This window comes from Micromonospora sp. NPDC049679 (assembly GCF_040659735.1).
Taxonomy (GTDB): domain Bacteria; phylum Actinomycetota; class Actinomycetes; order Mycobacteriales; family Micromonosporaceae; genus Micromonospora_I.
In genome coordinates this window covers 208,826-221,745 of the sequence record NZ_JBFANZ010000003.1, presented here as the reverse complement: position 1 = coordinate 221,745, position 12,920 = coordinate 208,826, and the positions used below count along the sequence as shown (strand labels likewise).

The window sequence follows — 12,920 nt, the reverse complement described above, 5'->3', positions numbered from 1 at the left end:
CGACGACGATCGGGCCCGACGCCGCATGGTGTCGGGCCCGATCGTCGTTACGGCAGCCCGATCACGGGCTGCTGCAGGTCACCGTCGGCGTGGCGCTGGCGCCCGAGCCGGTGAAGCCGACCGTGGTCGACGCGTTCGGTGTCAGGTTGCCGTTCCACGCCTCGTTCTTGACGGTCACGTTGGCACCGCTCTGGGTGTAGGTGCCGCTCCAGAGACTGCCGATGGACTGGCCGCCCGGCCACGTCCAGCGGGCGGTCCACCCGTTGAAGGCCGAGCTGCCGCGGTTGGTGACGGTCACCTCGCCCTGGAAGCCGCCGGACCACGAGCCGGTCACCCGGTACGCCGCGGCGCAGCTCGTCGGTCCGGGGTTGGGTGGGGGAGTGGTGGGCGGCGGCGTCGTCGGGGGCGGGGTGGTGCCGCCGCCACTGCCGACGCCGGTCACCTCGCCGTTACCGCCGTCGAAGACCACATCGGAGCAACCGAAGAAGTTCTCCTGGCTGTCCGAGCGGACCCAGCGCGAGTAGATGATGTGCCGGCCACTCTTCCCGGACGGCAGCCGCCCGCTGAAGTAGTAGTGCCCCTCGTTGCTGCCCACGGCGCCGCTCTGCGGCGGGTTGGTCACCGTCAGGAACGGTTGGTCCTCCAGGTCGCTCCACGCCAGCGCGCGCGTGGGGCTCCAGGTGTTCTTCGTGACGTAGAAGTAGAACGTGCCCGGGTGGTGGGCCCAGTTGCTGTACCGGTAGTTGAAGTTAGCGCCGGCGGTGAGGTGGGTGACCGGCCAGTCGGTGCGGGCCAGGTTGTAGCCGGAGAAGCTGCTGTTCCCGCCGCTGCACAGTTGCCCGTCCGGGACGAAGCCGACCGTGCGGCCGTTCGCGTCGGACCGCAGCACGCTGAACCAGTTGTAGAGCGAGTTCGCGCCGCTCTGTCCGACGGCCGCCGCGCAGGCCGGGTTCTGCGGGACGATGTTGCCCTGCGGCGACAGCCCGTCCTTCCAGCACAGGAAGGTCCGGCTCCCCGGCGCCATGGCGGCGCCGTGCGCCAGCGCCGGGTTGGGGGTCACCACCGTCACCATGCCGACGGCGAGCGCGGCGGCGGCGGAGAGCGCCACCGCTCTGCGTAGAAGTTTCACCGAGTTCTCCTTTGGGGGAGCAGTGCCGCAGCGGCACGGGCGCGCCGGGCCTGCGGGCAAGGGGAAATGGGGGTCCGTCCCGGACCGCTCTCCTCGCGTGGCTCCCTGCGGGCACCCGGCACAGCGCGTCAGCCCCCGCGCTGTCTCGGTACCGCCATCCCAGCACTGATCGGCGCGCGAATCAATAGTCAGACTTCTATATGAAGGTGCTGTCCGGTTTCGCCGCTGGACGACAGCAGGCATGCTGGCACTCGGCCCGAGCGGTGGAGGGGGAGCGGGATGAGGTACGCGGTGGTGCTCGGCGAGGCTCTGGTGGACCTCCTGGAAGGCGAGTGCGGCGGGCAGCCCGTCTACCGGCAGGCGATCGGCGGTGCACCACTCAACGTGGCGGTCGGCATCGCCCGGCTCGGCGGCGCCGTGGAGTTCGCCGGCTCGCTCGGCGACGACGTCCTCGCCGGCCGGATCCGCACCTTCCTCGACGCGGCCGGGGTCGGCGTGCGCGGTGTCGTCGAGGTGGCCGCGCCGACCACCCTCGCGGTGGCCACGTTCGCCGGGGCCGAGCCGGACTTCCGCTTCTACGGGCAGCCGCCCTCGTACGGGCTCTTCGCCCCGGACTCCGTCGAGCCGGCGCTGGTGGCGGACGCGTCGGTGCTCTACTGCGGCTCGATCGCGCTGCTCTGCCCGCCGGTCCTCGCCGCGGCCCGGCAGGCCTGGGCGCGCACCGGTGGGCTGCGGGTCTTCGATCCGAACGTACGGCCCCGGCTGCTGCCCGACGCGGCGGCGCTCGCCGCGTCGCGCGCCGTGGTGGGCGAATTCGCGGCGAGCGCGCACCTGGTGAAGCTGAGCGCCGCCGACGCCGAGGTGCTTTACGACGGCGCGTCGCCGGAGGAGACGGCGCGGCGGCTGCGAGGGGCCGGCGCCGGAGCCGTGGTGGTCACCTGCGGCGCGCGCGGTGCCGTCGTCGCGGCCGGCGACGACGTGGTGGAGGTTTCCGCGCCGATCGTGCATGCCGTGGACGCCACCGGTGCCGGCGACTCGGTGATGGCCGCCCTGATGGCCGACCTGCTCGCCGATGGTCTGCCCGCGGAGGAGTCGGACTGGCCGGCGCGGGTCAGGTTCGCCCTGCAGGTCGCGGGCCTGGTGTGTGAGTCACCCGGCGGCGCCGTGGCGATGCCCACCCGCGCCGACGTCGCCCGTCGTTTCCCCCGCCCCTGACCCGCCGGTCCCGCTGCGTCCGGCTGCGCACATCTCCCGGGCATGACCGCCGCGCGCACGAGCTGCGGGGCTGGTACGACGCGCTGGCGGGAGTGACCCTGGACCCCGTCGCCTTCCTGGCGGCCGTCACAGCGGATCAGGTGCGGCCGGAGAGCTCCGCGTAGCCGCAGCGGACGGCCGGGAGCGACGCGTCGATGCCGAACGGCGCCCGCGCCGCGACCCGCTCCGCCGGTGCCCGGTCGGCGTGTCCGTCGCGGATCAGCCAGTCCAGGGTGACCAGCTCCGCGTGCTGGGCGCTGACGAACTCCTCGTCCACCACCGCACCGTGCCCGGGCACGATCGCGGTGTCGGGGCCGGCCAGGCGGAGCAGCGCGGCGACCGTGTCCGGCCACTCCAGCGGGTAAGACCCGCGGAACGACGGTGCCGCCCCCTCCTCGACGAGATCGCCGGCGACCAGCACGTCGGCGTCCGGCACGTGCACCACGAGGTCGCCGGCGGTGTGCCCGCGCCCGAGGTGCGCCAGCTCGACCCGGCGGCCACCGACCTCCAGCGTGGCGCGCTGCTTGACGGTACGGGTGGGGGCCAGCACCGCCACCCCGGCCAGCTCCGCGGCGAGCTGCGGCTCGATCGGCAGCGTCTCCTCGTACGCCTCCCGGCGCACCGCCTCGACGTCCTGCCGCAGCAGCCGGGCGGTCTCCTCGTGCGCCACGATCGGACACGGCGGCTCGCCGGCGACGACGGCGTTGCCGAAGCAGTGGTCGAAGTGGTGGTGCGTGTTGACGATGGTCCACGGGTGCGGCGTCACCCTGCGCGCCGCGGCGATCAACTCCCGCGCCTGGTCGGGGCTCGACAGCGTGTCCACGAGCAGCGCGGCGCCGTCCCCGACGACGAGCGTGACGTTGACGTCGAGGAGCGGATAGCGCAGGACGTGAACCCCGTCGCGGATCTCGACGAAACCCGGCGTCACTCGGGACCCGGCCGCCCGGCCCCGGCGGTGCCGCCGTCCTGGTCGCCGAAGGCCCGCTCCACGAAGCGGTGCCGGTCGACCAGCATCCGCTCCACCCGGCCCTCCGCGGCCGTCGTCGTGCCGTCGCTCACCGACACCTCGAACAGCAGTCGTCGGCCGTCGACCTTCGCGAGCTGGGCGCGGGCCACGACGGTGCGACCGACCGGCGTGGGCGCCCGGTGGTCGAGCTCCACCCGGATGCCGACGGTGGTCATCCCCGGTGGCATCCGCGACGCGGTCGCGGCGACGGTGGCCGCCTCCACCAGGGCGAGCACCCGCGGGGTGCCGAGTACGGGCACGTCGCCGGAGCCGACCGCCTGTGCGGTGTCGGAGTCGGTGACGGTCAACTGCACGTGGGCGCTCAACCCGGCCGTGAACCCGGGATCCGGCTTCTGCTCCATGAGGCTCAGCCTAGGCGGTTTCGATACGGTCGGACCATGAGCGGCGTGACGTCGAGTGCGGAACTCACCCAGGTGGCCGGTTGGCTCGCCGAAGCGCGCCAGGTGGTCGCGTTGACCGGCGCCGGGATCTCCACCGACTCCGGAATTCCCGACTTCCGTGGCCCCAACGGTGTCTGGACGCGTGATCCGGAGGCCGCCCGCATCTTCACCCTCCAGTCGTACGTCGCCGACCCGGCGCTGCGACGGCGGGCCTGGCAGTCCCGGCGCGACCACCCCGCCTGGACGGCGCGGCCCAACCCGGCGCACCGCGCCTTCGTCGAGCTGGAACGCGCCGGCCGGCTGCTCGCCATCGTCACGCAGAACATCGACGGCCTGCACCAGCGCGCGGGGAACGCCCCGGAGCGGGTGATCGAGATCCACGGCACCCTCTTCGCGGTCGAGTGCCTGGGCTGCGACGACCGTACGACGATGCGGGAGGCCCTCGACCGGGTAGCGGCGGGCGAGCCGGATCCGCCCTGCCTGCGCTGCGGGGGCATCCTCAAGGCGGCCACGATCTCGTTCGGTCAGTCGCTGGACGCCACGACCCTGCGCCGGGCGGCCGCCGCGGCGGCGGGCTGCGACCTGCTGATCGCGGTGGGCACCTCGCTGACCGTGCAGCCGGCCGCCGGGCTGGTCGAGGTCGCGGCCGACGCCGGGGCGCGCGTGCTGATCGTCAACGCCAGCCCGACGCCGTACGACCCGCTGGCCGCCGCCGTGCTGCGCGGACCGATCGGCGCGGTCCTGCCGGAACTGGTCGCCGCGGCCGCCGATCCGGGCTGACCCGGCCGTTCGGCGGAGTGGCCGCGTTGGCCGTTGCTTCGACCGCCGTTAACCTGAACCGCGATGGCCGCTACCCTGACCGAATCCTCGCCCCCGCCCGCCGCGTCGATGCCGGACCCGCTGCCCCCGCCCCGGCATCGGCGGCTCGTCGCCATGTCCATCTGGGGTGTGGCGTTCGTCGCCGGGTGGCTCGGCATCGGACTCCCGACCGATCCGCTCTACGCCTTCGTCTGGCTCTGGACGGCGACGATCGCCTGGCACAGCCAGCGTCCGTGGCGCGCGCATCTGCGCTTCGCCCGCGACTGGCTGCCGGTGGTCCTGCTGCTGGCGCTCTACAACCTGTCGCGTGGCTTCGCCGACAACGGCGCCACCCCGCACGTCCTGGAGTTGGTCGCCGCCGACCGGATCATGTTCGGTGGGCTCCTCGACGGCGACGTGCCCACCGTGTGGCTCCAGCGGCACTTCTACGACCCCGCACAGGTGCGGTGGTGGGACGTGCTGGCCAGCTGGGTCTACTTCTCGCATTTCGTGGTGGCGCTCGCCGCCGCGGTCGTGCTGTGGCTGCGCGAGCGGGCGCGGTGGGCGGCGTTCATGCGGCGCTGGGGCTTCCTCTGCGCGACCGGGCTCGTGACGTACTTCGTCTACCCGGCCGCGCCGCCGTGGTGGGCCGCGAAGTACGGGCTGCTCGAGGAGGTCGCCCGGATCTCGACGCGGGGCTGGAAGGCCTTCGGCATGCACGGTGCCGGGAATGTTCTCAACGCCGGTCAGATCGCGTCCAACCCGGTCGCCGCGATGCCCTCGCTGCACACCGCCTTCGCCCTGTTCGTGGTGGTGTTCTTCCTCCGGTCGACCCGTCGGCGCTGGTGGCCGCTGCTGCTCGCCTACCCGCTCGCCATGACCTTCACGCTGGTCTACGCCGGGGAGCACTACGTCATCGACGTGCTGATCGGGTGGGCGTACGTGGGCATGACCTTCCTCGTCGTGGGGCTCGCCGAGCGGTGGTGGAGCCGGCGGCGGACCGCCCGCGCCCCCCGCGAGGAGCCCAGCCCGCGGACCGGTGTTCCGGTCGGCGCCGGCGACGCGGCGGCGCGTGAGAACGGCGAGGTCGCGGCGCGCGGGGAGGGCAACGCGCCCGCCCCCGCCGCGCTGCCGTGATCAGCCGGTAGCCCGCGCGGTCCGGGCCCGCTCGGTCAGCCCCGCGGCGAGCACCCACGCCTCGGCCAGGTCGCGCTCCTGGGCCACGGCGACCAGCCCACCGGCCGCGTCCGCGTGCACGGAGGCCAGCCCCAGCATCCGCTGCAGCGGGCCCTGCACCACTCGTACGCTCTGGATCCGGGCGTAGGGGAGCACGACGACGTGCCGGGTCAGCAGGCCGTACCGGACCGCGAAGACCCGGTCGGCCAGCCCGGCGGCGAGGACGGGCTGGGCCAGCGGGTGTAGCCAGCGGGCCCGCCGCGGCGGAGCGGTCATCGGCAGCGCCCCGAGTGCGGCCCCGGGCAGCACCTCGGACAGGACCAGCTCCGCGGTGGCCAGGTCACCGACCGGCAGCAACCGGTCCGCCGGGTTGCCCCCCTGCGACTCGGGTCCGCCGTAACCGGCCACCTCCAGGCGCAGCCGCAGCCACTTCCGGGGGCGCCACAGCAGCGGCCACGTCGCGCCGACCCCCTGCACCCGGTTGAGCGGGACGGTCTGGGAACGCGTCTCCAGCAGCCCCTGCCGCACCCGTAGCCCGGCGTCGTCACGGCCCAGCCGGAAGTCCCAGTCCACGAGCACCCGCCGCGCCGGCTGCAGCAGCACCCCGGCCATGGCGGTGAGCGTGCTCGCCACGGCGATGAACGACCAGGTGGCCTCGTAGACGAACTGACCGATGACGAAGGCGACGCCGAAGGGGAGCAGAAATGCCTGCGGGGTCAGCAGTTGGCTGATCACGAGATCGCGGTTGGGGACGCGGTACAGGAGCCGACCGGGGAGCGCCGGCGGCGCCGCGGTGGGATCACCGGGGTGGGCGACGACCTGCGGCGCCCGGCCGGCGAGCGCCAGCAGCCGCTCCCGGAGCGCCGCCGCGTCGGTGACGGTGAGGTAGGCCAACGGGGCCTCCGTCTTGCCGCCGCCGATCACCTCCAACCGCAGCTCGGCCAGGCCACTGAGCTGGGCCAGCAGGGGACGTACGACCTCGACGGCCTGGAGGCGCTCCAGTGGGATGGCGCGCGTCCGGCGCCAGAGCAGACCCTCGTGCACCCGCAGCTCGCGCCCGACCACGTGGTAGCCGGTGTTGAACCAGCTCACCACGGACAGCACCAGCGCGCCGAGGAGGAAGACCACGACGATGGCGACGAACCAGCCCAGCCCCACCCGGGAGAGGGTCTGCCAGGAGAGCGCCGCGATGATCACCGCCAGCGATTTGGCGCCGTGCAGCACCGGGCTGAGCGGGTGCAGGCGCTTACGCGGCTCGGTCTCCGGCGGCTGGTGGACCTGCGGGCCCGCCCAGGCGGGCGCCGGCTGCGGGCCGAAGGGCGGCTGCGGTTGCGGGGCGAAGGACGGCTGCGGGCCGGGCACGGCCAGACCGGGAGCCGGGTACGGCGCGGGGTCCGGGGGGACGGGGGCCGGCTGCCCCCCGGTGGGGGGCGGCAGGGGAGGACCCGCGTCGGTGGGCCGGTGCGGGACGGGGGCGTCCGGCCGGTGGCCCGCGTCGCTCACAGCCCCTCCGCGCGGTGCTGTCCCAGGTCGGTGAGGCGGTCGCGCAGCCGGGACGCCTCGGCCGGGCGTAGCCCCGGCACCCGGGCGTCGCTCGCGGCGGCGGCGGTGTGCAGCTGCACGGTGGCTAGCTGGAAGGCCCGCTCCAGGGGACCCGCCGTCACATCGACGAACTGCATCCGCGCGTAGGGCACGATCGACAGTCGGCGTACGACCAGCCCGTGCCGCACGAGAAGATCGTCGTCGCGCTCGGCGTAGCCCCAGGCGCGTACGGCCCGGATGATCACGGTGATTCGCCACAGCCCGAACGCCACCAGCAGCGCCATGCCGTAGCCGAACAGCCGGTGCCCGGAGACCGCCCACCCGATGGCGAGACCGATCAGCAGCACCGCCAGCGTGGCGCCCAGACGCAGCAGCTCGACCCAGATCAGGTCACGGGAGACCGGCTGCCACCGTACGGTGTCGGGCCAGGGCTCCAGCGGGTCCGTCGGTCCGGGCATCGGGTCAACGCGCACGGGAGGCTGCTCGGTCACCCCCCGAGCGTAGGGGATCACTGCAGCGGCGCCACCTCGCGCAGGAACCCGCGCGCCCCCAGGAACTGCCCGAGCGTCTCGCGGTGCTCATCGCACGCGAGCCATGTCTTGCGGCGCTCCGGGGTGTGCAGCTTCGGGTTGTTCCAGCGCAGCGACCAGACGGCCGGTGCGGTGCAGCCGCGGGCGGAGCAGATCGGCGCGGGCGGCGGATTTTCGTCGATCATCGGACGAGTCTACGGAGCCGCGATTTCGCCGGAGACGGAGCCGGACCACGGTCAGGTGATTGAGCGCCGGGCGACCACGGGGGGAGCCGCCCGGCGACGGCTGAATCGTACACGCGAAAATCCCGTTCGTGTCCCCCGTGTTTCTGCCCTGGTCAGCGGAGTCGATCGGCGGAAATCCGGTTCTCCCCGCCCGGTGCGTTCGGCGGGCATGCGACGCTTGGTGCGGCGCGAGCACCATGCCAACCTTTTCCATGAAGCCAGACCGCTGTGGAGGACCGGTGGCCCAGCCGACCATGCCCGAAGCGCCGACCCCGACCGAAGGCCCCGGAGACGGCGCGCCCGCGGTCGGCACCCCCGGAAATGGCGCCCCCGCAGTCGGCGCCCCCGTGGACGGCGCCGCGAACGGGGCCCGAGGAAGCGGCGCCCCAGCGGGGGCGGCGACACCGACGACGACCCCGGCCGAGGACGCCACCCTGCTCGAACGCGCCATGTTCGAGGTGAAGCGGGTGATCGTCGGTCAGGACCGGATGGTCGAGCGGATGTTCGTGGCCCTGCTGGCGCGCGGGCACTGTCTGCTCGAGGGCGTGCCGGGCGTGGCGAAGACGCTGGCCGTGGAGACGCTGGCGACGGTGGTCGGCGGCAGCTTCGCCCGCATCCAGTTCACCCCCGACCTCGTGCCGGCCGACATCATCGGCACCCGCATCTACCGCCAGTCGAGCGAGAAGTTCGACGTCGAACTCGGCCCGGTCTTCGTCAACTTCCTGCTCGCCGACGAGATCAACCGGGCGCCGGCAAAGGTGCAGTCCGCGCTCCTCGAGGTGATGTCCGAGCAGCAGGTCTCCATCGGCGGCCAGACCCACCGGGTGCCCAATCCGTTCCTCGTGATGGCGACGCAGAACCCGATCGAGCAGGAGGGGGTCTACCCGCTGCCGGAGGCGCAGCGGGACCGTTTTCTGATGAAGATCGTGGTGGGCTACCCGACCGACGTCGAGGAGCGGGAGATCGTCTACCGGATGGGGGTCAGCGCGCCGGAGCCGGTCGCCGTCTTCCGTCCCAGCGACCTGGTCGCGCTGCAGCGCAAGGCCGACCAGGTGTTCGTGCACAACGCGCTGGTCGACTACACCGTACGGCTGGTGCTGGCGACCCGGTCGCCGGCCGAGCACGGCATGCCCGACGTCGCGCAGCTCATCCAGTACGGCGCCAGCCCGCGCGCCTCGCTCGGCATCGTGCGGGCCACCCGCGCGCTCGCCCTGCTGCGGGGGCGCGACTACGCGCTGCCGCAGGACGTGCAGGACATCGCCCCCGACATCCTGCGCCACCGGCTCGTGCTCAGTTACGACGCGCTCGCCGACGACGTGCCCGCCGACCACATCGTCGGCCGGATCATGTCGACCGTGCCGATGCCGTCGGTCGCCCCGCGGCAGAACGCCACGCCGATGACGGCCCCGACGCCGCCCGGCGCGCAACCGGCCGGCGCGTGGCCCGGACAGCTGCCGTGACCCTGACCGGCGGCACACCCGCCGGGGCCGCGTCGGCCCGCAGCGAGGCCGTCCTGTCCCGGCTGCAGCTGCTGGTGACCCGCAAGCTCGACGGTCTGCTCCAGGGCGACTACGTCGGCCTGCTGCCCGGCCCGGGCAGCGAAGCGGGTGAGTCGCGCGAATACCGTCCCGGCGACGACGTACGCCGGATGGACTGGCCGGTCACCGCCCGCACCACGCTGCCGCACGTACGCCGCACCGTCGCCGACCGGGAGCTGGAGACGTGGCTGGCGATCGATCTGTCGGCCAGTCTGGACTTCGGCACCGCCCGCTGGCTCAAGCGCGACCTGGTCGTCGCGGCGGCGGCGGCGATGACGCACCTGACCGTCCGCGGTGGCAACCGGGTCGGCGCCGTCATCGGCACGGGTGACCCGGAGCGCGGCGCGGCGACGCTCCGGCTGCCCGCCCGACCGGGGCGCAAGGAGGCGCAGGGGCTGATGCGGGCGGTCGCGCGCACGGAGGTGCGCGCCGGGCGCAGCGATCTCGGGGCGCTCATCGACATGCTCAACCGGCCGCCGCGCCGGCGCGGGGTCGCCGTCGTGGTCTCGGATTTCCTGGCGCCGCCGGAGCAGTGGGGGCGGCCGATGCGCAAGCTCGCCGTCCGGCACGACGTGCTCGCCGTGGAGGTGGTCGACCCGCGGGAGCTGGAGCTTCCCGACGTGGGGGTGCTGGCGGTGGTCGACCCGGAGACCGGCGAGCTGCACGAGGTGCAGACCGCGGATCCGCGGCTGCGGCGCCGGTACGCCGAGGCGGCGGCCGCCCAGCGCGCGGCGATCGCGCACGAGGTGCGGGCCGCGGGAGCGGCGCACCTGCGGCTGCGCACCGATTCCGACTGGTTGCTGGACATGGTCCGGTTCGTCGCCGGGCAGCGGCACGCGCGGACGCGGGGGACAGCGCGTCCGGCCCGCGCGTCGCGGGTGGAAGGTGAGGGACGATGATCCGTTTCCTGCAACCGTGGGGGCTGCTGGCGCTCCTGCCGGTCTTCGCGGTCGCCGCCGCGTACGTCTGGCGGCAGTTCCGGCGCCGGTCGTACGCCGTCCGGTTCACCAACGTCGAGCTGCTGCGGACGTTGGCGCCGCGGGGGCTGGGCTGGCGCCGCCACCTCGCCGCGGGCGCGTTCCTGATCAGCCTCATCGCGCTGGCGACCGCCATGGCCCGCCCGTCGGTCGACACCGAGCAGCCGTTGGAGCGCGCCACGATCATGCTGGCGATCGACGTGTCGCTGTCGATGGAGGCGCACGACGTCGCGCCGAGTCGGATCGAGGCGGCGCAGGAGGCGGCGAAGCAGTTCGTCGACGAACTGCCGGAGAGCTACAACCTGGGGCTGGTGGCGTTCGCGAAGTCGGCCAACGTCCTGGTGCCGCCCTCGAAGGACCGACCGGCGGTCACCCAGGCGATCGACGGGCTCGTGCTGGCCGAGGCGACCGCGACCGGGGAGGCCGTCTTCACCTGTCTGGAGGGCATCCGATCGGTGCCGGCGGCCGGCGCGGAGGGGCTGCCACCGGCGCGCATCGTGCTGCTCTCCGACGGCTACCGCACGTCGGGGCGCTCGGTGGAGGAGGCGGCGGCGGCCGCGGCGGCCGCGAACGTCCCGGTCTCCACGATCGCGTTCGGCACGGACTCGGGCGAGGTGGACATCGGCGGCCAGGTGCAGCGGGTGCCGGTGGACCGGCTCGCGCTGGCCCGGCTCGCGGAGAGCACCCGGGGCTTCTTCTACGAGGCGGCGTCGGCCAGCGAGCTCAAGCAGGTCTACGAGGACATGGGCAGCTCGATCGGGCGGCAGACCGTACCGCGGGAAGTGACCCAGTGGTACGCGGGCATCGCGCTGCTCTTCGCGCTCTCGGCGGCGGCCATGAGTCTGTTGTGGACGTCCCGGCTGCCGTGACGCGCAGCCGGGCCCGGCCCGCTTGAGCAATCCAGCGCGACGAGGCGATCGACGCTGGACAGTTGCACAAGAACGGTCCCGCGGCGCAGCAGCCACCACCGCGACCGCGGTGCTAGTGGGTGCCGCTGGAGAGGACGAAGATGACAACGACCCAGATGGCGGCGAGCGTGAAGCCCAGAGGGGCGGCGTAGCGGTTCATCGGCGGCTCTCCTGTGGCGGCAGGGCACGGTCCGACCGGGGCGGAGCCTCACGGCCGGCGCGCGGGGTGGGGGGTTGGCTCGCGCGCAGAGTTCACAACCGGGCCGGCCCCCACCGATGCCCGCGCCGGGCGCACCCGGGTGCCATCTCGACAGGGTCGAGACGCGCGAAGGCAGTGTGTGTGGGAGCGGTGCGGGGTCAGCTCACCAGGGCTGAGGCGGCGCTCAGCGCGGCTGACCGGCGGCCCGGCCGCGACTGGGAGGATCGCTATCTCGCACAGCGATCACCTCCGTCTGTCGTCCGGGCCCAGAACCGGGAGTGATGCTACACGGCGGTGCCGCGCCGAGCGCGGCAGGTCGAGCGGTCGGAGTGTCACGCGTGAACGGCCGCACCGCCGCACGCCGTCCCCGCGTCCGGCGCACCGGGCCCGACCTGCCCCGCATTACTGCTTACCTGTCAGTAACCCCTAATGTCCATCGCGCACCGTCCGCACGATCGAGCGTTCCGGGCCGCCCCGGATCAGCCCGAACGCAAGCAGCAAAGGGGAAGACGTGGCCCGAACTGTGCTGGTCACCGGGGGCAATCGCGGCATCGGGCTGGCCATCGCGCAGGCCTTCGCGAAGCAGGGTGACCGGGTCGCGGTCACGCACCGGGGCAGCGGCGCCCCGGCCGACCTCTTCGGCGTGCAGTGCGACATCACCGACTCCGCCGCGGTCGACGCCGCGTTCACCGCCGTCGAGGCCGAGCTCGGACCGGTGGAGGTGCTCGTCGCGAACGCCGGCATCACCGACGACACGCTGCTGATGCGGATGTCCGAGGAGCAGTTCACCAGCGTCGTCGACACCAACCTCACGGGCGCCTTCCGCTGCGCGAAGCGCGCCGCCACCAAGATGGTGCGCGCCCGATGGGGTCGGATGATCTTCATTTCCTCGGTCGTCGGCCTCTACGGCGGACCGGGTCAGGTCAACTACGCGGCCAGCAAGGCCGGCCTGGTCGGGGTCGCCCGGTCGATCACCCGTGAGCTGGGCAGTCGTAACATCACCGCCAATGTGGTCGCGCCGGGCTTCATCGACACCGACATGACCGCGGCGCTTCCCGACGAGCGCAAGACCGAATACCGCAAGGCGATCCCCGCCGGGCGGTTCGCCACCGCCGACGAGGTCGCCGGCGTGGTCACCTGGCTCGCCGGGGACACCGCCGGCTACGTCTCGGGTGCGGTCATCCCGGTCGACGGCGGCCTGGGAATGGGTCACTAGCCGGGCGCCCGCCGGCCGCCGC

General features: G+C 73.6%; 13 protein-coding genes. 7 read left to right on the top strand and 6 right to left on the bottom strand.

Translation table 11 applies throughout. The annotated features are described in order from the left end of the window. Positions 1 to 61: 61 nt before the first annotated feature. Entirely contained in the window at positions 62 to 1,072 is a 1,011-nt protein-coding gene (locus AB0J06_RS03930; protein WP_357424400.1) for a lytic polysaccharide monooxygenase, read from the bottom strand. 336 nt (positions 1,073 to 1,408) lie between these two features. Between AB0J06_RS03930 and AB0J06_RS03925 the strand changes: the two genes are divergently transcribed. Then, the gene (locus AB0J06_RS03925) at positions 1,409 to 2,344 is read left to right on the top strand and encodes a PfkB family carbohydrate kinase (protein WP_357424288.1); all 936 of its coding nucleotides are present in this window, start codon (positions 1,409 to 1,411) and stop codon (positions 2,342 to 2,344) included. Between the two features lie 136 nt (positions 2,345 to 2,480). Here AB0J06_RS03925 and AB0J06_RS03920 read toward each other — a convergent pair whose 3' ends face one another. Both AB0J06_RS03920 and AB0J06_RS03915 read right to left on the bottom strand, forming a co-directional pair. Continuing rightward, a complete protein-coding gene (locus tag AB0J06_RS03920) occupies positions 2,481 to 3,311 on the bottom strand; it encodes an MBL fold metallo-hydrolase (RefSeq protein WP_357424286.1) in 831 nt (276 codons plus the stop codon). Then, positions 3,308 to 3,751: a hotdog domain-containing protein gene (locus AB0J06_RS03915; protein ID WP_357424284.1), complete on the bottom strand. Its 444-nt coding sequence runs from the start codon at positions 3,749 to 3,751 to the stop codon at positions 3,308 to 3,310. The genes AB0J06_RS03920 and AB0J06_RS03915 overlap by 4 nt, the downstream gene beginning before the upstream one ends. A gap of 36 nt (positions 3,752 to 3,787) precedes the next feature. Between AB0J06_RS03915 and AB0J06_RS03910 the strand changes: the two genes are divergently transcribed. Both AB0J06_RS03910 and AB0J06_RS03905 read left to right on the top strand, forming a co-directional pair. Further along, positions 3,788 to 4,570, top strand: coding sequence for a Sir2 family NAD-dependent protein deacetylase (locus AB0J06_RS03910; protein ID WP_357424282.1), 783 nt, complete (start codon positions 3,788 to 3,790; stop codon positions 4,568 to 4,570). A 108-nt stretch (positions 4,571 to 4,678) separates the two neighbouring features. Then, entirely contained in the window at positions 4,679 to 5,725 is a 1,047-nt protein-coding gene (locus AB0J06_RS03905; RefSeq protein ID WP_357424398.1) for a phosphatase PAP2 family protein, read from the top strand. Here the strand turns inward: AB0J06_RS03905 and AB0J06_RS03900 are convergent, their stop codons facing one another. The 3 genes from AB0J06_RS03900 to AB0J06_RS03890 form a co-directional block, all read right to left on the bottom strand. Next, the gene (locus tag AB0J06_RS03900; RefSeq protein ID WP_357424396.1) at positions 5,726 to 7,006 is read right to left on the bottom strand and encodes a PH domain-containing protein; all 1,281 of its coding nucleotides are present in this window, start codon (positions 7,004 to 7,006) and stop codon (positions 5,726 to 5,728) included. Between the two features lie 257 nt (positions 7,007 to 7,263). After that, the gene (locus AB0J06_RS03895; protein WP_357424394.1) at positions 7,264 to 7,764 is read right to left on the bottom strand and encodes a PH domain-containing protein; all 501 of its coding nucleotides are present in this window, start codon (positions 7,762 to 7,764) and stop codon (positions 7,264 to 7,266) included. Between the two features lie 50 nt (positions 7,765 to 7,814). Further along, complete coding sequence (locus tag AB0J06_RS03890; RefSeq protein WP_357424280.1) at positions 7,815 to 8,021, bottom strand: hypothetical protein; 207 nt, start codon at positions 8,019 to 8,021, stop codon at positions 7,815 to 7,817. Positions 8,022 to 8,299: 278 nt separating this feature from the next. Here AB0J06_RS03890 and AB0J06_RS03885 point away from each other — a divergent pair, with 278 nt between their 5' ends. The 4 genes from AB0J06_RS03885 to fabG all read left to right on the top strand — a co-directional run bounded on the left by AB0J06_RS03885 (position 8,300) and on the right by fabG (position 12,898). Beyond that, positions 8,300 to 9,520, top strand: a complete 1,221-nt coding sequence (locus tag AB0J06_RS03885; RefSeq protein ID WP_357424278.1) for a MoxR family ATPase — start codon at positions 8,300 to 8,302, stop codon at positions 9,518 to 9,520. Next, on the top strand, positions 9,517 to 10,497 hold the full coding sequence (locus AB0J06_RS03880; RefSeq protein ID WP_357424276.1) for a DUF58 domain-containing protein: 981 nt from the start codon (positions 9,517 to 9,519) through the stop codon (positions 10,495 to 10,497). Before AB0J06_RS03885 ends, AB0J06_RS03880 begins: the two co-directional genes overlap by 4 nt. Then, complete coding sequence (locus AB0J06_RS03875) at positions 10,494 to 11,444, top strand: VWA domain-containing protein (RefSeq protein ID WP_357424274.1); 951 nt, start codon at positions 10,494 to 10,496, stop codon at positions 11,442 to 11,444. The genes AB0J06_RS03880 and AB0J06_RS03875 overlap by 4 nt, the downstream gene beginning before the upstream one ends. Positions 11,445 to 12,193: 749 nt before the next feature. Beyond that, positions 12,194 to 12,898, top strand: coding sequence for a 3-oxoacyl-ACP reductase FabG (gene fabG / locus AB0J06_RS03870; protein ID WP_357424272.1), 705 nt, complete (start codon positions 12,194 to 12,196; stop codon positions 12,896 to 12,898). The last annotated feature ends 22 nt before the right edge of the window (positions 12,899 to 12,920 follow it).

What these genes read in the sequence shown, in the direction of transcription:
- AB0J06_RS03875 (WP_357424274.1), top strand. Translation starts at nt 10,494, where the DNA reads ATGATCCGTTTCCTGCAACCGTGGGGGCTGCTGGCGCTCCTGCCGGTC.
- AB0J06_RS03910 (WP_357424282.1), top strand. Translation starts at nt 3,788, where the DNA reads ATGAGCGGCGTGACGTCGAGTGCGGAACTCACCCAGGTGGCCGGTTGG.
- AB0J06_RS03890 (WP_357424280.1), bottom strand. Translation starts at nt 8,021, where the DNA reads ATGATCGACGAAAATCCGCCGCCCGCGCCGATCTGCTCCGCCCGCGGC.
- AB0J06_RS03915 (WP_357424284.1), bottom strand. Translation starts at nt 3,751, where the DNA reads ATGGAGCAGAAGCCGGATCCCGGGTTCACGGCCGGGTTGAGCGCCCAC.
- AB0J06_RS03925 (WP_357424288.1), top strand. Translation starts at nt 1,409, where the DNA reads ATGAGGTACGCGGTGGTGCTCGGCGAGGCTCTGGTGGACCTCCTGGAA.
- AB0J06_RS03895 (WP_357424394.1), bottom strand. Translation starts at nt 7,764, where the DNA reads ATGCCCGGACCGACGGACCCGCTGGAGCCCTGGCCCGACACCGTACGG.
- AB0J06_RS03905 (WP_357424398.1), top strand. Translation starts at nt 4,679, where the DNA reads ATGCCGGACCCGCTGCCCCCGCCCCGGCATCGGCGGCTCGTCGCCATG.
- AB0J06_RS03930 (WP_357424400.1), bottom strand. Translation starts at nt 1,072, where the DNA reads ATGGTGACGGTGGTGACCCCCAACCCGGCGCTGGCGCACGGCGCCGCC.